Origin of the sequence: Arenibacter algicola, from assembly GCF_018860365.1 — a bacterium.
GTDB classification, from domain to species: Bacteria; Bacteroidota; Bacteroidia; order Flavobacteriales; family Flavobacteriaceae; genus Arenibacter; species Arenibacter algicola_B.
Genome location: NZ_JAHKPO010000018.1, coordinates 155344 through 177995, shown reverse-complemented (window position 1 = coordinate 177995; position 22652 = coordinate 155344). Strand labels below are relative to the sequence as shown.

Genomic DNA, 22652 nt, shown 5'->3' with positions numbered 1-22652 from the left:
AATACTATTTAGTACTGGAACAGATAGTATTCTTCTAGGGTTATGACTCCTTTTGAAAAGTAAAAAGCGGTATTCTAGTTTGAAATGCCGTATTTTGAGTGACGCTCTTTTGAAATACCTTTTCTATAAAGTTGGTATGGTGGGTAAACATGATTACCATATCCGCGTCAACGTCGGCAACAAATTTATTAATGCCCAATACAACGGAGTTGATTTTTAGTTCGGTCATTTTTATTTTTTGATAAGAAAAATCCTTTATCAAACTCTTTTCTTTTTGTTGCAGATCCCCTTCAAAACCTTCATCGTCCTTATCGATATGAAGAATTTGAATCCATGCATCCATTAATTTTGCAAATGGAATAATTAAATCAAGCTCTTTCTCAAGATTGTAAAAGTCACTGGAATATACAATATTGTTGACACCCTTATAGCGTGCAAATTCAGGAATGGTGAGAACAGGGATGCTACTGTTTTCTATTATCCCAGCCGCATTACTTCCGAAGAGAATCTTTTTTAGACCACTGGCACCTTTGGTTCCAATACATACAATATCGATATCATTTTTCAAGGCAGCCGTTTCAACATATTTTCCTATGGACGTGCCAGAGGTAATTTCATAGCTTATATCAATACTGTGGCTAATATCTTTTTTAATAGACGCCAAAAGTTCCTTCATCGCCCTTTCGGAACTAGTTTTTATAGCCTCTTGAAGTTTATTGGAACCCACTCTGGCCCTTGAAGGCGCACTAGTGTCTATTACGTGAAGTAAAAAAAGTTTTACCTCCAGGTCCTTGCCCATATCTACAGCATACTTGATAGCTACTTTGGATAATTCTGAAAAATCTGTTGGAATTAAAATTCTCATAAAAAACTGTTTTAGGTTTGAACTCTAAAATTATCCAACTATTGGCTAAAATAATATGATATTGGTCATCCCTAGTAATAACCTATCAAAAACCTTCTTTGTAAACAGTCCTTTTACCTACGTGCATTAGTACTTCTTTATAAAATGTTGTAGTCTTTTTAATGAACTCCAGACGTATGTAGTTGAAGGCTTCCTGTTGGCTTCCATTGTAGTGCTTAAATCCTCATCTTTTAAAGTCGTGTAAAGCCAGAACCGGAATAGTAGTGTAATAGCCAAGGTTTTTTACCATTGGCCGTGACAAAATCATACCAAAAAAACTGTGCCTCCTATTCATAAATGCAACCATATCACTATCACTACTATGTATATATGCATTGATCGCTGATTGCACATCCTTGTCATTTATAGTGTGGAATGAGTAGTCCAATCCTTCAAAATAATCTTTTAAGAGGTTTTGATTATTGATCTGATGATCATCTAGTATTTCATCCTTAGGAAGGACAATTAACACTTTTATTGATGATTTGGAAATTTTTGCTATATCGACGAGGTATTGAAATTCCTGTCTTTTAAAGGTAGTCCTATAATCCGTTGGAAAAACAATTTCCTTTATTTTTGTATAGGTAGTTTTTGACGGTATGGCAAGTACCGGACAGTTTCTAATTTCTTCCATGGCAAGAACGGTTTGGCTCCCATAGATATCCATTCTAGAATCCGTAGCTCCCTTAGTGCCCATAACCACTAAATCTATACCCTCCTTGTCCACTATGGTTTTCATTATGTCTATGAGATAACCACATTCTGATACTGTGTGGAATTTATGGTCAATAGGCTTATCAGCAGTTACCCATTCACGAACAATTTGCAAGCCGCCGAGTGATTTTTTTTTGGATTCCTCCAAACCATTGGTAAAGGTAAGTTCCATGGTATAGCCTTCAACATGATAAGTATTGAGGATATAAAAAACACAAGTTTCATTCTTGAAGAGTGCAATTGCATAATTAATTGCATTTTGGGCATTTCTGGAAAAATCTGTAGGACAAAGTATTCTTCGTGTCATAATTGAACTTGTATGCTCAAATATATTTTATTTAAAACGGCACAGCAATGATATTTATCAGATAAGTGTCCGGATCCAGTTCTCTGTACATGGACCCAGCGAAGTGCTGTTCACTTTTCTATAATACTTTAAGTAATGCGGAAAATTTGGACGGATTTTCCTGAATCGTAAACCGGGACCATGGCAACCAAGCCACTGCATAGGGTAAAACCTAAATGTTGCCAATGCCTCGATCAATTACCAAAGCCTTCGCTAATATCTTATGATTTAAGTTTAGCAAATAAACCTCCCTCCTACCACTTGGTTTGGCTTTGGACAGTTAGAAAATAGAGAGTGTAATTTCACAGCATTGGAGATAAAAAAAACTTCAAGGCAGGCTAAACCTTTGCTATTTTTAATAGTCTAAAATTATAAATGAAAAACTTGACGATATTTATTTAAGATGAAGTTACAAAAGAGTATCCTTCTTTTAGCCGTTTCCTTTCTTCCCCTATGCTATGGATTTATTACAGAAAATTCAGAATTGGAATCGACCTATTTGTCTAGCAATGAAGATATCCCTATTTACAATTTTGAATCCTTAAAACCTCTTTTAAATACCAATTCCGATAAGGTCCATATAGTTAATTTTTGGGCCATGTGGTGCGCTCCTTGTGTAAAAGAATTACCTATACTTAAGGAGTATGAAGCCAATAATCCAAATGTGGAGATTCTATTGGTAAGTCTTGATTTTCCCGAAAATATCGAAACCAAACTAAAACCATTTTTAAAGAAAAAGGGGATTACATCTAAAGTTGTGTTGCTGGATGACCCCGATGCCAACAGTTGGATAGACAAGATAGACCCAAATTGGTCTGGAGCAATACCCTTTACCATTATATTCAATAACAAAAATCGCTCCTATCACGAACGCGCTTTTGCAAATCTTCAAGATTTAGAAAACGAAATAAATAAAACTATAAAAGACAATTAACTATGAAAACGAACAATGTATTTTTTACGGCAATACTTATGGCGAGCAGTTTCCTTATAACTGTTGGCTCCTACGCCCAAGACAGAAAAGGTCCACCTCGTGGCGGCGGGCATAATCCTGAACAAACCAAGACCTTGGAAGAAATTGGAGGTTATAAAATTGGAGATGTTGCCACTGATTTTAAACTTAAAAATGTAAATGGAAATATGTTTTCCTTATCCGATATAAAAAATGCCAAAGGATACATAGTAGTTTTTACTTGCAATGAGTGCCCTTTCGCTAAAATGTATGAGAATCGTTTAATTGCCCTGCACAATGAATATGCTCCCAAAGGATATTCTGTAATAGCCATCAACCCCAACGTAAGTGAATCCAACCAAAATGAAAGTTATGGGGCAATGCAAAAAAGGGCCAAGGAAAAAGGGTTTACATTTGTTTATTTGGCAGATGAAGGACAAAAAATAGCACCGCAATATGGTGCTGTAAGAACACCACACGTGTTTATATTGGACAAAGAACGCAAGGTACAGTATATAGGCACTATTGATGATAATGCCCGATCTGCTGAAGATGTAAAGGTAAAATATGTTGAAAATGCCATTAAAGCTTTGGAAAAGGACGAAAAACCAAATCCCAGCTTTACCAAGGCTATTGGATGTCCGGTAAAGCTTGCCTACAATTAACCAGAACACTCTGCACCTTTAGTGCAGAGTGTTCTGGTTGGGCCACCTACCTTGTACATCAACAAGATTTAATACTATTATATTTTATAAAGCGTAGTTACTATTACCCCTTTACCATCATTTAAAACATGGGACAATAATGGTTTTTTTTCCTTTACTTTTAAATTAAATGGTGGGGCCAATAAGTTTAGACCGCTTTGCTTTTTTAACCTAATTCCCTGTCCAGAAATAATATCCTTATTGGGTACAAAATCCCCTTCAGGTAAATGTTCCGTTAAAACAACATATTTATAATTGTACAACTTACCCAGTACACCTTGTACTTCCTCATTGGATAAATGTTGAAGCACTTGTCTCAATATAGCACAATCCCCAGAAGGCAACTCATCAAGGGCGATATCCAAACAATGGAACTCCAAATTATCTGCCTTATATTTTTCCCTATTACGGGCTATAAGCCCTGTAACTATATCTATGGCTATGTACTTCCTGGTATGCCCTACCAATTCCTTTCCAACATTAAAATCCCCACAACCTAAATCACATACGGTTAAGGGTTCTTTAAACGAGCTCAAGAATAATGTTAGTACAGCTATATAAGGGTTTACTATTTCTGGGTGATGTGACCCTGCGCCGGAATAAAAATCGGATTCGTTTCCGCCCCACAGGTTCATTTCATAAACCTGTTCCATAGCCGCTTTGGTGGGCCAAGGCTTCTTTGTTCTTTTTATTCTATTTTCTTTCATTCTCCATAAACACTCTAGTTGGCACTGCAAACTACAAAATCAGCTTAATATCCATTCCAATGTATTTTTACTTTTCCATGCATTTTGCTAATCAAGTAATGGTAAAAGTAATTAATTGGTATTTGCTATCTTAGATTCAAAATATTTGTCCGGTCACCATGTTGTAACCAGCGCTTTGAAGGTTTATACAATCTAGGAGTAAACTTGGATGGTAATAACCCTGAACAAATTGAATAAAATAAATGATTAATCTTTATACATACCAATGAAAGCTGGATACCCAACTACAATTTTAAATTTAGCTACTCTAGTGAAAATAATAGCCATAAACTGTGTTATTTTCCTAATTATAATGTTTTGTCAAATTTCGAAAGCCCAAACAGGCAGTGAAAACGAACCTATACGCTACATTGGCGGCACACATATTGACCCCTTTACCCACGAAGCGGGCTTAAGATATGCCATTGGTGTCGAAAATATTCAAACCTTTCGAGCAAACCGTACACATCCAGAGTTAAGTGATGGATATGGATGGACATATAGTCATGCGTCCAACCTAGCCTATTGGAATGGTCAATTCTACCAACAATATATTAGTGGTGAAGCCGATGAGCATAGATCACCCGTTCAAACAATGTTGATTACTTCCAAGAATGGAAAAGACTGGAGTTTTCCCAAAGTGATTTTTCCTCCTTACAAAGCTCCGGAAGGAGTTAAAATCCCGGAGGGATCAACGGGTTATATGATGCATCAGCGAATGGGCTTTTATGTTGCACCCAATGGCCGATTGCTGACCTTGGCTTTTTATGGTCACACGGAAGATCCGTTCCGGGAAAATGGTATAGGGCGTGTAGTACGCGAAATTTATAAAGATGGGAGCTTGGGTCCCATCTATTTTATAAGGTATGATAGCCAAACAAATTGGAATGAATCCAACACCTCACATCCATTCTTTAAAAAATCAACAGATAAAGGATTTTTAGAAGCTTGCGATTCTCTTTTGAAAGATAAATTAATGACCCTACAATGGTTTGAAGAGGATAATGGCGTTGATGGTTTTTACACCTTCAACAATTCTGAACAGGCTTTTAATTGGCATGTAAGGAAAGATGGAAAGATAGTGGGACTTTTTAAACACTCCTTTGCATCACTTTCCAACGATGGGGGTATTACCTTTTCAGACCCTGTAAAAGTAAATTCTTTAGTCATGTCCGGAGGTAAAATGTGGGGGCAAAGAACAAAAGATGACAGATATGCAATTTCATATAACCCTGTAGATCAATCGGAGTATCGTTTTCCCATGGCAATTATAAGTAGTGATGACGGTATTCTCTATGATGATCTGCTGCTCGTTCAAGGAGAAGTTCCTGCCAGGCGATTCTATGGCATATGGAAAGATTTCGGCCCCTGTTATATGCGAGGCATTACGCCAGGTAATGGAAACCCTCCAGGTACGGACATGTGGATGACCTACAGTATGAATAAAGAGGATATGTGGGTATCCCGTATTCCTACACCTATTAAATACAAAGTGGACGAAGACATTACCAATGACTTTGAAAATATGGACATCACTGGACATATTACAGATTGGAACATTTATTCGCCAATCTGGGCAAAAGCAAGTTTGATCAAAGAAGACAACGGCAATCAATGTTTGCAAATGAAGGACATGGACCCATATGATTATTGCAGGGCGATACGTGTTTTTGAAGAAAGCAAAGTAGTTACAGCAAGTTTTAAGTTGAAAGTTAAAGCAATGGATACTACCCAGTTCGATATTGACATTACTGACCGTTATGGCAACAGACCTGTACAAATATCATTTGACACAGATGGTTATATTAAGGCTGCAAATGGGGCTAAAATGATGTCTTTACTGAAGTTCGAGGTCAATAAATGGTATTCCTGCAAAATAAATTATGACAGCCGTGGCTTGGGTTCCTATTCCCTTACTATCAATGATAAGCCAGTAGCAGATAATTTAGCTGCAGTAGTGGCTGTAAAATCTGCTGAAAGAATTTCATTTAGAACGGGGGCTTATCGCGATATACCAAGCAGGAAGACTCCCAACGAAGTGGAAATGCCACCCTTAAAGGGTGCCGATGAAAAACAAAAGCTTTCGAGTTATTTAATTGATGATGTATTTATTAAACAAATTTTTTAACGTACTATTTTCAATTAAACATCTGTCTTTAAGACCTCAAGATTGATACTTAAATACCGCTACTTCTATTAAATGGAACCCTTATTTGGAAGACACAATAGCCTCATAAACAATTGAAAATGAAAAGAATATCCAAGAGTGGGAGATATTATAGGGTATATTTCCTGATTATGTTGACAACCACCTTGTTTGCGAATGCACAAGAGTCAACATCAAACAAAACCTTTGATGTCATTATTGATACAGATCTGGGAGGTGATCCCGATGATATACAATCATTGTTCAGAGCTGTGCATTATTCTGATATAATCAAGATAAAAGGTATTGTAGCAACGCCCAATTCAGATATTGATCACCACCCTTGGGATACCATAGAACATACAAGGCTCATTGAAAATTGGATCAAGAGGATAGATGTTGAACATTTGCGTAAAAACGGTTACCGACAAATAATGCGGGAGGAAGATTTGCTCTCCATCATAAAATCGGGAGCGAAAAAACCAGGAGGCCCTTCGGACAACCAAAGTACAGAAGGTTCTGAATGGATAATTAAAACAGCCCAAAATTATACGAAGGAAAGTCCAATATGGATATTGGTGTGGGGAAGTTTAACAACAACTGCCCAGGCACTTCACGATGCTCCTGACATTGCCGATAAAATAAGGATCTACTATATCAGTTCTTCCAACACCCTACATGACCCCGTAAGCAGGAATTTTGTATATACCTTCATGGAAAATGAATACCCTGAATTATGGTGGATTGAAAATGGAATCCTTCCAAGGGGCAAACATGAAACTTTTCGTGGTGTTTATCAGTCCGGAATTCAAGATGGAGAATGGTCCTATACCAGTTTCACCGATTTCAATATTCGTAACCACGGCTCTACCCACGATGGCTTGTTTCAAGAAAAATGCGGTGATGTCTTTCCATTGGCCAATTATCCCAAAAACAGTTTAAAGGAAGGAGATAGCCCTTCACTGTTATATTTAATGTCTCCTATAATTGGTGGTGTGGGAAACGTTGATGACCCCACCCAAGAAAGTTGGGGCGGACAGTTTAGGCATTCAGACAAAAATACTCATCCGAATTACTATATTGATCTTGACAAATCTCCTGCCGAATGCCAAATGACTATAGGAAAATGGCGATATAATGTAATGAATGATTGGAAGAATCGGTGGGACAGATATGATAGGTAGTCAATGTAACAAAAAACTTCCAAATTATAATACGGACTACTTAAAAGGCACTGGTAAAACCACCTGTACATTTAGATGAAATCCCCACAAAATTGTTCACGTCCCCTGCTCTATTGGATTGGAATTGGGACCCAACCACAATTTTGATATTGCTTTCACCTATTATTTTCATCCAAGCATGAAACAGTTCTCAGGAGCAGCTGCTTTTGGAATTTCATTACCAATATATACTATTAAAGAATATCGTAGTATATTAATTCTACTAACCTGCCCTGTTATAGCTGGAGTTAAATTGAATGAGATTTATCCTCCCAATTCGGCCATTTTTTTTCCAACATGGGTAATTACCTCGTTGAATTCTTTTGTTGGATTAAAATCAATCATTTTAACATCTTTCTGAATTATAGCCGTATGTCCTGATGGCATATAAAAAACATCTCCCTTCTCGAGTAATTCTTCTTTTCCATCATCATAGATAACTAACAAAGCACCTTCCAATATATATCCCCAATGAGGACAATGACAACTGTCATTATTCAAACCTTGTAAGAGTGGTGTGAAATCGGTGCCCTTTGGTAATTCATTGAAACAAACGGTCATTCCTCCAAAATCAGGTTGAGCCCGCATAGTAGTACCTGGTGCTTGCATGGTGGTCGGAATGCTTTCCTTTTTAATTTTCATGATCGTATATGTTTAGTGTACAATAAGTTACGGAAAAATATTTTAAAAGGTGCGGTGATTAAATCTAACCCAAAGAAATTAAGGGTCATATTAATAACTTCTGCTATGCAAAAAGCGCAAGTCTAATGCTCAAGAAGTATTATTGGCTTAAATGTCTTTCTCATAGATATACAGTAGTTCACTTAAAAAATAATACTTTTAAGTCAGTTTTTACAATAGGCTGCACGCCTTTTATAAATGATTATTGAGCCAAAGGGCAATCCTTTTATTCAGATTCAACTTGTAACCCAATGAAATTAAAACTCCTTTTTATTGCCGTTTTCACTTTAAGTCAATCTTTTTATGCCCAAATTACTAAGGGTCTAATTGTACCCAAAGAAGCTAACGTCTCTAATTTTTGTTGTGCTTATGTTCCGGAGTCTGGCATCCAGATTTATAACAAACCCAATGGTGAAGTTCAAGGAAGAATTGTTCAAGACTCCGGAAAAGATCGTCAAAATAAAATAAAGGGAATATTCATTAAAGTGCAAGGGGAATTAGAACCAATAGAACATCCAAACATAAAAATAATAGGCGATGACATTACAGCTCTGCTGTACATTGATGAACATTCAAATTTTGTTAAATTGCAAAATGGCTATTGGATTAAAGTAGCAGAGTTGGAAGATAAGGGATTGCAAATTGTTAATTGGATGCAATACCTCATTGAGCAAAGTCCGGAAGTAATTGGGTACTATGCAAAAGAACCTGGTCTCCATTTAAGGGAAAATCCTTCAGAAAATTCTGAACTAATTTTAGATTTGAAAGGAGATTTATTGGAAATAAAACTTACCCAAGAAGTCAAAGGATTATGGTGCAAAGTTATTGTAACCAAATATAGTGATCACCCATGTTCCAGTAAAGGTAATTTTGAGGAAATAAAACTCAAGACCTACACGGGTTGGATTCAACTATTATCTGCTGATTTAACTCCGAATGTAACTTATTACAAAACTTGCTAAGGGAACGAAAGTAAATCTCTAATTTTCTATTTATCCTTATTATTGACCAAAATTGGATACTCCACGTCATAGCCTTTTATGGAATGCCAAATTATCCTATTAAAAATGCTTTCATCTGCCTCATCAATATCATCTAGTGGCATTTCCATTGATTTTTGTGCATAATACAATTGTTTCTCATTAGAAATCGAAGACAACTCTGGGTTCATCTCATCCAATTTAATATTATTAGGTATCACTGTATAGGGAGAAAAATCTGGCTCACTGGTAAAACAATCGACCAATGGCTCCGCTAATAGATCAAATTGTGTCATAGGCGATAATCCCAAAATCAATTCCATAGTTCGGAGAAAGCTATTTTGATTATAGTGAGTGCTTATTACCTCTCCCCTTTTGGTGTACGGACTTATACACAAGGCACCTGTTCTGCGGCCATCTACATGATCTAAACCTGCCTGAGTATCGTCCTGAATAACAAAAATGGCCGTTTCTGCCCAGAATTTACTATGACTTACCGCTTCTACTATTTGCCCTAACGCCAAATCATTATCTGCAACAGTTGCTCTAGGTGTAGGATATCCAGCTCTGGTACCCACTGTATGATCATTAGGTAGAAGCATTACTGTAAAATTCGGAAAGTTATCATTCTTTTCAAATTCCTTTAATTCTTTTATAAACTCAGCTGCGCGGTAAACATCCTGTACTTTTCCCGGAAATCCAACATAGGTTGGGCAAAGATAAGGCTCCAGAGACTTGACCTCTGTAGTTGCCCTGATCTTTATTTCATTGGTACCTGCTTTAAATTGGTTATAAAGCTGGGTCCAGGTGGCATCTTTTGGTTCTATATCAGCAGCAACAAATTCGCCATAATTGCGAAAAGAAAGTCCTGCATCCAAAACTTTATCCCATATAAAACCGCCCGAAGAATATGCCAAGACATCATCTCCATCATAGGGGTAACTTCTAACAAAACCTCCGAAACTTTTTTCGAGATAATCGGTAACAAATCCTTCCATAGCCCACATATGACCATCGGCACTAAGCACTCCATTGCAATAAGTGTTATCCAGCAAAACATATTTCTCTGCAAGAGCATGTTGGTTGGGGGTTACTTCCCTCCCAAACTGACATAAACCGGCATCTCCATTGCCTTGAGGAAGATCTCCATATACCTGGTCATATGTGCGGTTTTCTTTGATAATATAAAGCACATGTTTAAATACAGACTTTTCACCCGGACGGGTGGGCAAAGGCACCACTTTTTCTTCAGTAGCTTCAATATTCAATTCGTTAATTATTTTTGGAAGTCTCATATTAGAGGCCGCCTGCAATGAATAGCTATTTAACTCCACCTCTCCAGGAACCGGTATAAAGGAGACAGACCCCATATGATCATGTGAGTTATAACCTCCCTTAGGAATTTTAGATCGCTCTTCCCATCTACCTCCAGTGCCTTTTACATTAGCCACGATTAACCCTGACCCGGCTTTATTCATAACAACGGCCCCTGGATACCATCCTGTAGGGATTAATCCAGTTACTTTATCTGTTTCAAGGTCTATTACGGCAAGTAAATTATTAGCACCATTGGCTACATATAATAATTTCCCAGATGGATCCAATACAAGAGCATTGGGAGCACTCCCAAAAGGTAGTTCTGCACTGGGTTTTGTTTCTATGGATTTTAATACTACATCCTGTTTGGTATCAATAACAGATATGACATCACTGTTGGCATTGGCAACATATAATCTGGAAGCATCATTTGACAATACCATATTACATGGAAGCAAACCAACTTCGATTTCCTTCAACACCGTTCTACTTTTTAAATCAACTACCGTAATGGTTCCTGAAGAACCAATACCCGTTTTGGGATCAATAACAGCATCTGACCCAGAGGTTAACCCTGTTATATCTTCCGAGTTTGGAGTGCGCCCTCCCCAATTGGTTACATAAGCCTTTGAATCTTTTATAATTACAGTAAATGGAGCAATTCCAACAGGAATCTGCGTTTCCAACTCCATTGTTTTTGTGTTCACAATTCCAAGACTATTATTGCGACTAAGGGTTACATAAATCAAATCTTGGGCTTCATCAATAACAAAACCACCAGGATAAGACCTGTTGTTCTCTTCCTTTTCAGGACCTTTTAATGTAATTTCTTTATGCCAATTAAACCCATTTTCACCCAATATGGCCGACCTTAAAATACCCTCGGTGTCGGTAGTCCAAACAATAGAATCATTTGACGTCCATTCAATACCTGCAAATGTATTACCGCCTTTGGGCAATTCCAATGTTTGTATAATGGATTGACTGTTTACATCCAAGAATGTCAAATCACTCTTATTTTTTACAGCTACAATAGTTTCTGCATTATTTAAAGCAAGATCAGTAGGCCTTCCAGGAAAAACTACCGTATTACCAGCAGGATTTATTATTTGTGAAGTAGCAACTACATGGCTACCATCCTCCTGAGGTCCTACCATTGCTCTACGATTAAATAAATCCGGAGCAACAGTAAACTGCTTTTTGGAATTTTCCTTAATTTTTACTGAATTACAACTGAATAGAAAACTTAAACCAACTAGGGAAATAAGGACAATTGATTTTATTGATTTTTTGAAGTGGTTCATACTCATTAACTATTTTATTAAAGTGTTTTGATATTCACCAAATATGTCATGCGATAGACAAACCATTAAATATAAGGAAATATCTTCTGAGAAATTTAATTCACTGTAGATCCTTTTTCATTTCTCTTTTTGTTTGCACGCAAATATTTACTGAATTTCAATTGCAAGAAAAGACAATAAATAAATTTGGACTTTGGTGACCTGATCCACATAATCAATGACTGTTTAAAAAATTTACATTTGTCTTCCATCTTTTTTCAATTGTTTTTTTAAGAATAGGTTTCAACCCTAGCCTTGTATTTATGAAGCCTTTCTTGGGCTTTACACCAATAGTATCCGAACTACAGAAATAATTTGGATTTACTATACTAAGGCTATAAAAGACATATTTACCATGATCCTTTATCTTTGTGTTACACTTGCTGACAAATGAAATACCTACTTACAGGACAGGAAACCGAAAGGCTAAAATTTAGACTACTTAAATCAGAGGATTTCGATTCTTGGGTGCATTTATTTAAGGCAGATAATGTTGCGGAATATTTAGACCTTGATCCAAAACTAACGGAACTGGAATTATGCCAGATTTGGTTCGACAAAGCTTTTCATAGATATGAAAATGATCTGGGCGGAATGAATGTGCTGATCGATAAAAAAACAAACCGACTTGTGGGTCAATGCGGGCTCCTAGTCCAAACCATTGAAAATAGGGAGAGATTGGAAATAGGTTACTCTATCCTTCCAGAGTTTTGGAAAAATGGTTTTGCCATTGAAGCTGCTAAAAAATGTAAAAATTATGCTTTTGAGAATAATTTTGCTAATTCATTGATCTCTATGATTCACATAGATAACCTAAGCTCTGAAAAAGTCGCTTTGAGAAATGGAATGACATTCGAAAAAAAGATAAAATCCTTCAATATATTTCGGATAGACAAGGAGAATTGGAACCGATAAATCCCAATTTACTGGGGAGGGCAATTTTACTAAAGCGATACAACAATATCAAAAGCTGACTATTTAAAAATTGTGGAACTATAGCTTGGATTAGTTGAATAAAAATGGATAAAGAACAAAAAAATAATTTCACGTCTATACTTAAATTCCCACATACACCATAAGAAATAACAATGGGTACATATAAACCGAAAAAGATCAACACCATTATCGTCGTTTACCTTAATTAACTATTTTTATTCCAATCAACCGTCACTGTTATTTAGATCATGACAATACCGCCTTGATTATAGAAATTAACTGATAATATTTTTATTCGACGTTTAACTTTATAAATTTAAGTGTAATCCAATCTGTGAATAATGTATGACCTCCTCATTGGAAATATTAAGGAATTAGTACCTCTTACCGAAGATGAATCCAAGCTGATCCAGAAATCGTTTGAACCGGTCCATCTTAAAAAGAAACAATTTTTACTTCAAAGCGGGGAATATTCCAACCATATGCGCTTCATTTCCCAAGGATGCGTAAAACTGTATAACCTAGATGAATTGGGTGCTGAACATATTCTACAATTTGGGATAAGTGGATGGTGGATCAACGACTTGTATGCCTATCTCACCCAAAAACCTGCAACATTCTTCATTCAGGCCATTACACAGAGTACCGTACTTCAAATACATAGGGATAGATTAAATGAACTCTTTGATAAAATCCATATGATGGATAGATTTTTCCGTATCAAAACACAGAATGGCTATGTTGCCCTACAGGAAAGAACGATCAATAATATGAGTCAGTCCGCCGAGCAACGTTACCTTGAGTTTATTGAGCGATACAGAGACATAGAACAACAGATTCCTCAATATATGCTTGCCTCCTACTTGGGGGTGACCCCTGAGCACCTAAGCTCCATCCGGAAAAATATAAGGGATTATTAGCGTTCTTAAGATACCTTAATGAAATAGTTCCACATGGTTTTAATATTTGCACAAACAAATTATTTAAACCATGAAAAGAACGAACATTTTAATTACAGTCCTGCTCTTTTTTCAGTTAATGTTGAGAGGGCAACAACAAGAAACAGTGGGTAAAAGCCCATGGGGACCACAGGATCAAATTGGCACCCTAAATATGATGACCGAAGCTTCAAAGCTTCAGGTACTCTCCAAAATATCCTCTGGAAAGACCTACGACCTCAGTGTAGAATACTTTGTTGGGATGCCCAGTTTTCATTCGCTGGGAGATCCGGGATACCAGTATTGGCTTACACATACACCACACGGCACTATAGTGGACAATCCCAATGGCCTAGGAGAGGAAATGAACAGAAAGGTAAGCTATACCGGGGACGCCATCTCCTTGTATACCCATATGGGCACACACATAGATGCCCTGAACCACTTTGGCCTGGATGGGAAAATATGGAACGGATTTACCCCAGAGGAATACCTAGGAAACAAAGGCTGGAAGAAGACCGGAGCAGAAACTATTCCTCCAATTATTGCCAGAGGAGTACTCTTGGATGTGGCGAATGCAAAAGGACCCCTTCCAAAAAACTATCACATCACCTCCCAAGACTTACAGCTCACTCTTAAAAAACAGGGTATAAAGCTAAAGAGCGGGGATGTTGTTTTGATCAGAACCGGCCAAGCCGAATTCTACGAAGATGCCTCACACTACCTAGATAACTATCCAGGTATTGGCCTTGAGGCCGTTAAGTGGTTGGTAGAAGAGCAAGGAATTATGCTCTTGGGTGCAGATAACCTTAGTTTTGAGGCATTTCCGCCAGAACGGGAAGACAATTGGGTACCCGTGCACACCTATCTACTCGCCGAAAAAGGGGTAATGTTCATAGAGCAGCTATCCTTGGAAGAGCTATCCAAAGATGAGGTCTATGAATTTGCATTTATTGCGGCATCCCTAAAATTAAGGGGTGCAAGCGGATCCCCAATGCGGCCCCTTGCCATCCCTTTTAACACAAAAAAGTAAGTCATGAACAATTCATCGCTATTACTTCTCTCGTTTTCGGTAGGTATTTTGGTCGTAATCCAGGGTGGAATTAACGCTAGGCTCGGGATACTGCTAAACAACACCTTGCTAGCTACCACCGCTGCCTTGGTAATGAGTGCAAGTTTTACACTAATTGCAGTTTTCATGACCGTCCGCGAACTTCCAAGTATAGACCAAATACAATCTATACCCACCTATATGTGGTTTACAGGAGGGGCTTTAAGTTTCTTGGCAGTTACGCTCTTTTACTACATCATTCCACGTATTGGGATATCTACAGCGGTAATTTTTGGACTAAGTGGTCAAATAATTTTTGCAGCGATAGCGAGCCATTTTGGTTGGTTCGGAATGCCCATGGAACCCATGACCATTAAGAAAGTTATGGGAATGATAGTGATGACCTTAGGAGTAATACTGATAAAATATTAATGATTATGGATTTGATTACAGCAAACATTAAAAATCTTACAAGCTTATGGAGCTTGGCAGGCCTTAAGGACGGTACATTTATCAGCGATGCCAATTACGCCATCAGCACCGTGGTAGAATCAGATTGGCCTAATAAATTATGGTTTCATAGGCCTCCAACCCAAGAGCTATTGGAGGAAATCCTTACTAGGTGTGAAAGTGACGGCATCACTATTCCCATATGGCAAAACATTGTGCCGGAAGGACTATTAAAGTCCCGTGGTTTCTCCTTAAAAAATGAATTGACCGGAATGTCCTTACAGCTGAATGGCACCCACAATAGAACACATAGATTATCCTTCCAAAAGGTAAGCGATGCCAGCTCAGCTGTACTGTGGTCCAATCTTTTCCTTAAAGCCTTTGGATACTTTATCAGCCCGAAAACAGTAGAACTCACCATGGGTCGGGTGGACTATCTCATTGGGAACCATGGATCCCGATCTATTGGGACAGCTGTTCTTTATAGAGATAATCCCAATACGGCAGGCATTCACTCCATTGGTGTTGTCCCGGACCATAGACGAAAGGGATATGCCGCAGACCTACTTAATTATGTGTTGTACCTGGCCCAGAAGCAAGGTGCAATCTATGCCACCCTACAAGCGTCTTCCATGGCAAAAGGACTATATCTAAAAACCGGATTTCAAGAAGATTTCCTTATTCAAAATTTTGTAAAACATTAAAACAGTATAAAATGAATTTAATTGATCACCTTAATTGGCGATATGCCACCAAAATGTTCGACCCAAAAAGAAAGGTAGGCAAGCAAGACTTGGAATTTCTAAAAGAAGCCATAAGGCTTTCCGTATCATCCTATGGCCTACAACTTTATAAAGTATTGATCATTGAAAACGATGAAATCAGGGCAGCACTGCGAAAAGCTTCTTGGGATCAATCGCAAATTACCGACGCATCCCAGTTGTTTGTTTTTTGTAATTACACCCTTGATTATGATAGGCATGTAGACGATTATGTAGAACGAATTATCACTACACAGGGCACTTCTTCCGATGGGATAAAACAATATGGAGAATCCATTAAGTCAAGCATCGCCAAGATGTCGGCAGAGGAACGAAAAAGTTGGTCGGAAAAGCAAACCTATTTGGCCTTGAACAATCTTCTTATTGCCTGTGCCGAGCTAAAAATAGACGCATGTCCCATGGAAGGCTTTGACAACCAGGCCTATAATCAAATATTGGGATTGGATGAACTGGGACTTAATGCAGCCGTGATAGCCCCTGTAGGGTATAGATCCGCTTCCGATAAATCCCAGAATAGATTAAAAATAAGAAAGACCAAGGAAGAATTATTCCAAACTGCCTGACCAAATAGAATTGAGAAAAAGAATGGCAAGTTCAACCTCCTTATAAAGCAGGTTGGACTTGCCTAAAATAATCTAAAGAATAATAGTATGCCACACTTTGTAATTGATTGTTCGCAAAACATTTTAAACAAAAAAGCTCCTAACGAAATCATTCAGAGGGTTTATGATACCGCTGAAGCATCCGGTCTTTTTGAAGCCGGGGACATCAAGGTAAGGATCAATCCCTTTGAATACTATACGATAGGCAATACCAGGGACGACTTTATGCACGTTTTCGCCAATATTATGGAAGGAAGAAGCATTCCCGAAAAAAAAGATTTATCAAAAAAAATAGTTTCTGAATTAAAATCAATGTTTCCCGAAGTTCCTATTATTTCCATAAACATCAGGGATTTTGAGAAAGCCACCTACTGTAATAAATCAATGGTAGGGTAAATTTGTACAGTATATCAGGGATAATACTAATTAACCGCTTTCACGCAACTTTACCTATTATTTTCATCTACGGGAATAAAAAGGTTATGGTTATTGGATGATTTATTGGTAAAAGCAAATTAAGGAGTACTTTCAATTTCCAAACATTTAATTGAAAGGACCAAGCAATTAGTAAAAGAGACATCTGCCAGCGGGATGTTTTTGGAAACGAAAATATTCAATTAAAGGGCAATAATCTATATTCAAAAACCGGATTTGCGTTGAACAAGGAATCAAATTTTTATTATTGGGATGATAATCTGTAACAATTATCTCGTATCTATCACCAATGTAGGAATATACCATTATACCAAGTGGGATTAAAAATTAACGACAAAAATGAGAAAGCTATTATCCAGTTATTTTAACACCTTTAATGGACTATCCAGAGAAGTTTGGTGGCTGGCACTTATTACACTTATTAACAGGGCCGGTACCATGGTTATACCATTTCTTTCCCTATACCTTACCCAAAGTTTAAACTTTAGCCTTTCGGATGTGGGTTGGATCATGGCACTTTTCGGCTTGGGGTCTGTGATCGGCTCTTGGTTGGGAGGAAAATTAACGGATAGAATAGGCTATTACAAGGTGATGGTAATAAGCCTATTGGCCTCAGGAGTTTCATTTATCCTCTTACAGTACATTACAACATTTGTTGGTTTTTGTGTTGGAGTCTTGGTTCTAATGGCCATCGCCGATATGTTCCGTCCGGCCATGTTTGTAGCATTAAGCTCCTATAGTAAACCAGAAAATAGAACGCGCTCCATAACGCTGATCAGGTTGGCCATAAATTTAGGTTTTTCTGCGGGACCTGCCTTGGGAGGCCTCATTATTTTTGCCCTAAGTTACGGGGGACTGTTTTGGATAGACGGCATTACCTGTTTTATTGCGGGTATTTTATTATTAAAAATTCTTAATCCTAGAAAAGCAAAGGTTATTGAGCAAATAAAGGTGGCAAATCCAGAAGAGGCTTACACGGATAAGGCCTTTATGATCCTTTTGGTGGCAATGGCATTGTTTGGGCTGTCATTCTTTCAATTGTTATCTACCCTTCCCTTGTTTTACAAAGATGTGCACCATTTAACGGAGGCAGAGATCGGCCTGCTCCTAGGCTTGAACGGCTTTCTTATTTTTATTTTTGAAATGCCATTGATAAAATGGTTGGAAGGCGGTAAAAATAGTATGTCCAAACTCATCCTTATCGGGGTGTTATTAACCGCAATGAGCTTCATTGTAATTAATCTCATCGGATGGATAGGTGCCTTAATTATTGGTATGATTCTTATGTCATTTGGAGAAATGATCGTATTTCCGTTTTCCAATTCCTTGGCCCTAAATAGATCCATAAAGGGAAACCAAGGACAATACATGGCCTATTACTCCATTTCGTTCTCCATAGCCCATATTTTTGGGCACAGCATCGGGATGAATTTAGTGGCGAATTTGGGATATAGGTATACCTGGTATATAATTGCCCTCTTGGCATTGTCCAGTGCAGCATTCATGTTGCTGTTCATTCATTTTTTAAAGAAGGAAAAAGCAAGTGCAACCAGTTCTTTGAGAAGTGTTGGGTAAACCAAAAAAGTGGATGTGTGAATAAGACCTAATTGTTAGGTCTGCGAAAAAATTGCAATTAAGATTGTCCCTTAATTATAGAAACAGTAGGGTCGAAAATGTATGATAAAACTGTGATTTAGGTTGAAAGTAGAGATAACAGATTTTGAGGAAAATGATAGGGAACAGCTTCAACAAATCTATTTTGAAGTTCGGAATACTACCTTTACATGGCTGACCAAGGAATCCATCAACAAATCATCGTTTAACAATGACACTGAAGGAGAATACATTTTAGTGGCGAAAGTGGAAAAAGAAATTGTTGGTTTTGCCTCGGTATGGCTACAGGACAGCTTCCTTCACCATCTGTATATCTCCAACCAATATCAACGTAAAGGCATTGGCACCATGCTATTGAACAAAGTCATTGAAAAGGCCGATTTCGACATTACTTTAAAGTGTTTAAAACAAAATAGATTAGGCGTCAATTTTTATTTGAAGTCGGGATGGGAGGCAGTAACCGAAGGAATTTCAAATGAAGGGGAGTATATTTTATTTAAGTGCCATATTTCCAATTTGTGATTTAAAAAGGCGCCAATACATAGGTACTTATCCTTAATGCTTGAAGTCAGGAATAGTTGCAGAAAACTATGGGCCACCACATGGAACACTTGAATTACATAAATTGGAAAAATCCACCGAAAAACAATGGCATGTAGGATTTTATAAATTTATGATAATTTGTATATTTATCATGTAATCAATCATTTAATCCAGACCTTTCGTCTAAAAACAACCAAAGCTTCACATGTGGAAAAGCAATTATTTTATGCGGATTTTGTTCCTAAGTTTTCTATTTGTTATTATTTCTTCCTATAACCATTCAATTCCGCACCCTTCAGAAAAAGAGAGCTCACCTCCACAATCGTTGGTATTTAATACCGACGGCTTGTACAACGCCGAGTTTTTCGATTATATTTTTAGAGGTCATTTTGAAAATATTGATTTAAAACGCGAGGACATGAGATTCCTTATGATTTTTGAACAATACCTCAGGGCCTTTGGAAGAGAATGTCCCAGCTACCTTCCAGATGACAAGGTAGAAATTCTGGAACAGGAATGCGCCGTGGAAGAGGTTTCAAAAAATATATATGGTGATGTGCTTAGCAGGGTATGTATAGAATATAAATGGGTTGGCACGGGCTTATTTGCCCGCCGAGACTTGTATAATGCCAAAATTGAGGTTGAAAATATCCAAAGATCCGATGCCGTACGCACTACAATGGAAATGATCTTGGATCCAAATTCCATGGGTAATTCTGTTGATTTAATGCATCAGGCCAAAGGTCTAAAAAATGATATGCTTCAGATTTTCAAGATAAACAGCTGTAATAGTCCTGGTGTTCGAAGATTTGAAGAGAACCTAAAATTGTTTGCCCTGAACAAACCCTCAATCCGCATGGACGGTAGCAGTAAATATGCCGCAATGAAAAAATCCGGGGGACCTACGGGATCCCAGGATTATACTAAGTTGATCGATGACCTTGTATCCAACCAATCCAAAACCTGGTCGTTCAATCGTTATACTCCTGGAAGTATTTCAGCTGTTTCCGTACTTTCCAAAGACAATGAAGGGAGGCCTAAATCTTTGAAAGCCAATTATAGTTATGCAGGTTTTGGTAGTAGTAGTCAAGGTTGGGTGCAAATCGACTTTGACAATGGTTTGCCGAAATGTATTTATTTTTTCGACTTTCCCACTAACTGCAAAACTCCGAACAGTAGTATTGTAGCTTCCTATGCACAGGGTGATTATGGGAGATAGGCTATACCCAAAAGCTGCCAAACACCTTCCTTGAATGATGAAAATAGCTTAATTTCATCCTACATAGAAAGGAGTTAACCCTCCCCTATTGCATAAGGCCATAAAAAATGCTACCAATCATGATAAAAAAGAAATTAACCACAAAAGAACAGACCACTATTCTGGAAGTTTTAAAAGACCGTTTTCATAAAAACATGCATCGGCATAAAAGCCTTGAATGGAAGGCTATGGAAAATAAATTGATTGAGAACCCAGGTAAACTTTGGTCCCTTTATGAAATGGAAAAAACAGGTGGTGAACCGGATGTAGTGGATTTTGATGAAGAAAGTGGTGATTACGTTTTTTTTGATTGCTCAGCTGAAAGCCCTGTAGGAAGAAGAAGCGCCTGTTATGATCAAGAGGCACAAGAATCGAGAAAAAAATTCAAACCCGAACAAAATGCCTGTGACATGGCCATAGCTATGGGCGTGAACATTATGACCGAAGAGGACTATAGAAAACTACAAAAACTGGGGGAATTTGATACAAAAACTTCTAGTTGGATACGGACTCCGTCTAATATTAGACAACTTGGAGGAGCACTCTTTGCTGATTATAGGTATGGCCATGTATTTGTTTATCACAATGGTGCCGATTCCTATTATGCGGCTAGAGGATTCCGAGGAACATTAAGGGTCTGATTGCGAATAGTTCCATAAGCACTTAATGAACAAAACAGATTCGAAAAACTTTGGATTCTACCATTATAAATGATCTCCCTTAGAATATAAAGTGGGCATTAGAATTCCCTTTTAACTGGATTAACTAAAGTTTATTGCTATATTACTTGACACCTAAACCAAAAACAAATGCCATCCAACAGACGTAAATTTATTGGTCAATCCTTTGCTTCACTAGCAGGAATAGCCGCTACTTCCATGATTCCGAACCAAATATTTGGCCACAACTTACATAACACCGCGAGACCGGAAGAAATCATATTGCCACCCAATAAACCCTACAGTATTAAAGAATCCATTAAATTTTCTGTAATAGGTTTGAACCATGGCCATATTTATGGCATGGTAGACTCGCTCATCAACGGTGGAGGTACTATGCTGGCCGTTTACGCCAAGGAACCCGAATTGTTGGAGCAATTCACTAAACGCTACCCCAAGGTTAAAATCGCAAAAAGCGAAAATGAAATTATTGAGGACAATTCAATTCAGCTGGTGGCCAGCGCCGCCATTCCTGTAGAAAGGGCGCCAATTGGAATTCGTGTTATGAAGTCCGGAAAAGATTTTATGGCGGACAAGCCTGGCATACTTACTTTGGAACAATTGGATGAAGTAAAAAAAGTACAAAGGGAAACGCAGCGCATTTATTCCATAATGTATAGCGAACGTTTAGGCAATCCGGCCTCCATAAAAGCTGGGGAATTGGTCAGTGCCGGGGCCATAGGGCAAGTGGTGCAAACTATAGGACTGGGACCGCACCGAATGCGTCCTGAATCCCGTCCCGACTGGTTTTTCGACCCCAACAAGGCTGGAGGCATTCTATGTGACATTGGCTCGCACCAGTGTGACCAATTTCTATTTTATACCAACTCCAAACAAGCAGATGTAAATTTTTCCCAAATAGGAAATTTTAAAAATTCGCATAATCCAACTTATCAAGATTTTGGGGATATGAGTGTTAGAAGTGCACACGCTACCGGCTACATTAGAATCGACTGGTTTACACCGGAAGGTCTAGGTACATGGGGAGATGGCCGCACCTTTATTTTGGGAACGGAAGGCTATATAGAAATGCGAAAATACATCGACATTGCAGGGAGAGAGGGTGGTAACCACCTATTTTTAGTGAACCAAAAAGAAACAAAATATTACGATTGTTCCAATATCTATATGCCCTATGGCGAGCAACTGGTCAACGATGTGGTGCACCGTACCGAAACGGCCATGACACAGGAACATTGTTTCCTTGCTACGGAATTAGCGCTGAAAGGTCAAAAAATGGCCCATAAACTAAATGTGTAAGCTTTATT

At 37.9% G+C, this 22652-nt stretch carries 22 protein-coding genes; 17 read left to right on the top strand and 5 right to left on the bottom strand.

Going from position 1 to position 22652, the window contains the following annotated elements:
* Positions 1-40: 40 nt before the first annotated feature.
* Together KO529_RS16235 and KO529_RS16230 are read right to left on the bottom strand one after the other, a co-directional pair.
* Positions 41-865, bottom strand: coding sequence for a universal stress protein (locus KO529_RS16235; RefSeq protein ID WP_215948917.1), 825 nt, complete (start codon positions 863-865; stop codon positions 41-43).
* 223 nt (positions 866-1088) lie between these two features.
* A complete protein-coding gene (locus KO529_RS16230; RefSeq protein ID WP_215948916.1) occupies positions 1089-1925 on the bottom strand; it encodes a universal stress protein in 837 nt (278 codons plus the stop codon).
* Positions 1926-2367: 442 nt separating this feature from the next.
* Between KO529_RS16230 and KO529_RS16225 the strand changes: the two genes are divergently transcribed.
* A complete protein-coding gene (locus KO529_RS16225) occupies positions 2368-2898 on the top strand; it encodes a TlpA family protein disulfide reductase (protein WP_215948915.1) in 531 nt (176 codons plus the stop codon).
* Positions 2899-2900: 2 nt separating this feature from the next.
* Complete coding sequence (locus KO529_RS16220) at positions 2901-3581, top strand: thioredoxin family protein (protein ID WP_252734435.1); 681 nt, start codon at positions 2901-2903, stop codon at positions 3579-3581.
* Positions 3582-3658: 77 nt separating this feature from the next.
* Here KO529_RS16220 and KO529_RS16215 read toward each other — a convergent pair whose 3' ends face one another.
* Positions 3659-4327: a class I SAM-dependent methyltransferase gene (locus KO529_RS16215; RefSeq protein WP_215948914.1), complete on the bottom strand. Its 669-nt coding sequence runs from the start codon at positions 4325-4327 to the stop codon at positions 3659-3661.
* Positions 4328-4679: 352 nt separating this feature from the next.
* On the opposite strand from KO529_RS16215, the gene KO529_RS16210 reads away from it, so the two are divergent.
* Together KO529_RS16210 and KO529_RS16205 are read left to right on the top strand one after the other, a co-directional pair.
* The gene (locus KO529_RS16210; RefSeq protein ID WP_215948913.1) at positions 4680-6494 is read left to right on the top strand and encodes an exo-alpha-sialidase; all 1815 of its coding nucleotides are present in this window, start codon (positions 4680-4682) and stop codon (positions 6492-6494) included.
* Positions 6495-6613: 119 nt separating this feature from the next.
* On the top strand, positions 6614-7696 hold the full coding sequence (locus tag KO529_RS16205; protein WP_215948912.1) for a nucleoside hydrolase-like domain-containing protein: 1083 nt from the start codon (positions 6614-6616) through the stop codon (positions 7694-7696).
* 303 nt (positions 7697-7999) lie between these two features.
* Here the strand turns inward: KO529_RS16205 and KO529_RS16200 are convergent, their stop codons facing one another.
* Positions 8000-8377, bottom strand: a complete 378-nt coding sequence (locus KO529_RS16200) for a hypothetical protein (protein ID WP_215948911.1) — start codon at positions 8375-8377, stop codon at positions 8000-8002.
* A gap of 290 nt (positions 8378-8667) precedes the next feature.
* Between KO529_RS16200 and KO529_RS16195 the strand changes: the two genes are divergently transcribed.
* Positions 8668-9378: a hypothetical protein gene (locus KO529_RS16195; RefSeq protein WP_215948910.1), complete on the top strand. Its 711-nt coding sequence runs from the start codon at positions 8668-8670 to the stop codon at positions 9376-9378.
* Positions 9379-9404: 26 nt separating this feature from the next.
* Here KO529_RS16195 and KO529_RS16190 read toward each other — a convergent pair whose 3' ends face one another.
* On the bottom strand, positions 9405-12017 hold the full coding sequence (locus KO529_RS16190) for an alkaline phosphatase family protein (protein WP_215948909.1): 2613 nt from the start codon (positions 12015-12017) through the stop codon (positions 9405-9407).
* A gap of 429 nt (positions 12018-12446) precedes the next feature.
* Here KO529_RS16190 and KO529_RS16185 point away from each other — a divergent pair, with 429 nt between their 5' ends.
* The 12 genes from KO529_RS16185 to KO529_RS16130 all read left to right on the top strand — a co-directional run bounded on the left by KO529_RS16185 (position 12447) and on the right by KO529_RS16130 (position 22644).
* Positions 12447-12971 carry a GNAT family N-acetyltransferase gene (locus KO529_RS16185; protein WP_215948908.1) on the top strand — a complete coding sequence of 175 codons (525 nt, stop codon included), beginning with the start codon at positions 12447-12449 and terminating at the stop codon, positions 12969-12971.
* 362 nt (positions 12972-13333) lie between these two features.
* Complete coding sequence (locus tag KO529_RS16180; protein ID WP_215948907.1) at positions 13334-13912, top strand: Crp/Fnr family transcriptional regulator; 579 nt, start codon at positions 13334-13336, stop codon at positions 13910-13912.
* A 70-nt stretch (positions 13913-13982) separates the two neighbouring features.
* The gene (locus KO529_RS16175; RefSeq protein WP_215948906.1) at positions 13983-14963 is read left to right on the top strand and encodes a cyclase family protein; all 981 of its coding nucleotides are present in this window, start codon (positions 13983-13985) and stop codon (positions 14961-14963) included.
* A gap of 3 nt (positions 14964-14966) precedes the next feature.
* Positions 14967-15413, top strand: coding sequence for a DMT family transporter (locus KO529_RS16170; RefSeq protein ID WP_111624591.1), 447 nt, complete (start codon positions 14967-14969; stop codon positions 15411-15413).
* 5 nt (positions 15414-15418) lie between these two features.
* Entirely contained in the window at positions 15419-16135 is a 717-nt protein-coding gene (locus KO529_RS16165) for a GNAT family N-acetyltransferase (protein WP_215948905.1), read from the top strand.
* An 11-nt stretch (positions 16136-16146) separates the two neighbouring features.
* Complete coding sequence (locus KO529_RS16160) at positions 16147-16776, top strand: NAD(P)H-dependent oxidoreductase (RefSeq protein WP_215948904.1); 630 nt, start codon at positions 16147-16149, stop codon at positions 16774-16776.
* A gap of 87 nt (positions 16777-16863) precedes the next feature.
* The gene (locus tag KO529_RS16155; RefSeq protein ID WP_215948903.1) at positions 16864-17211 is read left to right on the top strand and encodes a 5-carboxymethyl-2-hydroxymuconate Delta-isomerase; all 348 of its coding nucleotides are present in this window, start codon (positions 16864-16866) and stop codon (positions 17209-17211) included.
* A gap of 378 nt (positions 17212-17589) precedes the next feature.
* The gene (locus tag KO529_RS16150; protein WP_215948902.1) at positions 17590-18825 is read left to right on the top strand and encodes an MDR family MFS transporter; all 1236 of its coding nucleotides are present in this window, start codon (positions 17590-17592) and stop codon (positions 18823-18825) included.
* 123 nt (positions 18826-18948) lie between these two features.
* The gene (locus KO529_RS16145; protein WP_215948901.1) at positions 18949-19386 is read left to right on the top strand and encodes a GNAT family N-acetyltransferase; all 438 of its coding nucleotides are present in this window, start codon (positions 18949-18951) and stop codon (positions 19384-19386) included.
* Between the two features lie 226 nt (positions 19387-19612).
* Entirely contained in the window at positions 19613-20626 is a 1014-nt protein-coding gene (locus tag KO529_RS16140) for a hypothetical protein (RefSeq protein WP_215948900.1), read from the top strand.
* Positions 20627-20745: 119 nt separating this feature from the next.
* The gene (locus tag KO529_RS16135; RefSeq protein WP_247097388.1) at positions 20746-21306 is read left to right on the top strand and encodes a DUF4256 domain-containing protein; all 561 of its coding nucleotides are present in this window, start codon (positions 20746-20748) and stop codon (positions 21304-21306) included.
* 168 nt (positions 21307-21474) lie between these two features.
* The gene (locus tag KO529_RS16130; protein ID WP_215948898.1) at positions 21475-22644 is read left to right on the top strand and encodes a Gfo/Idh/MocA family protein; all 1170 of its coding nucleotides are present in this window, start codon (positions 21475-21477) and stop codon (positions 22642-22644) included.
* Positions 22645-22652: the final 8 nt, after the last annotated feature.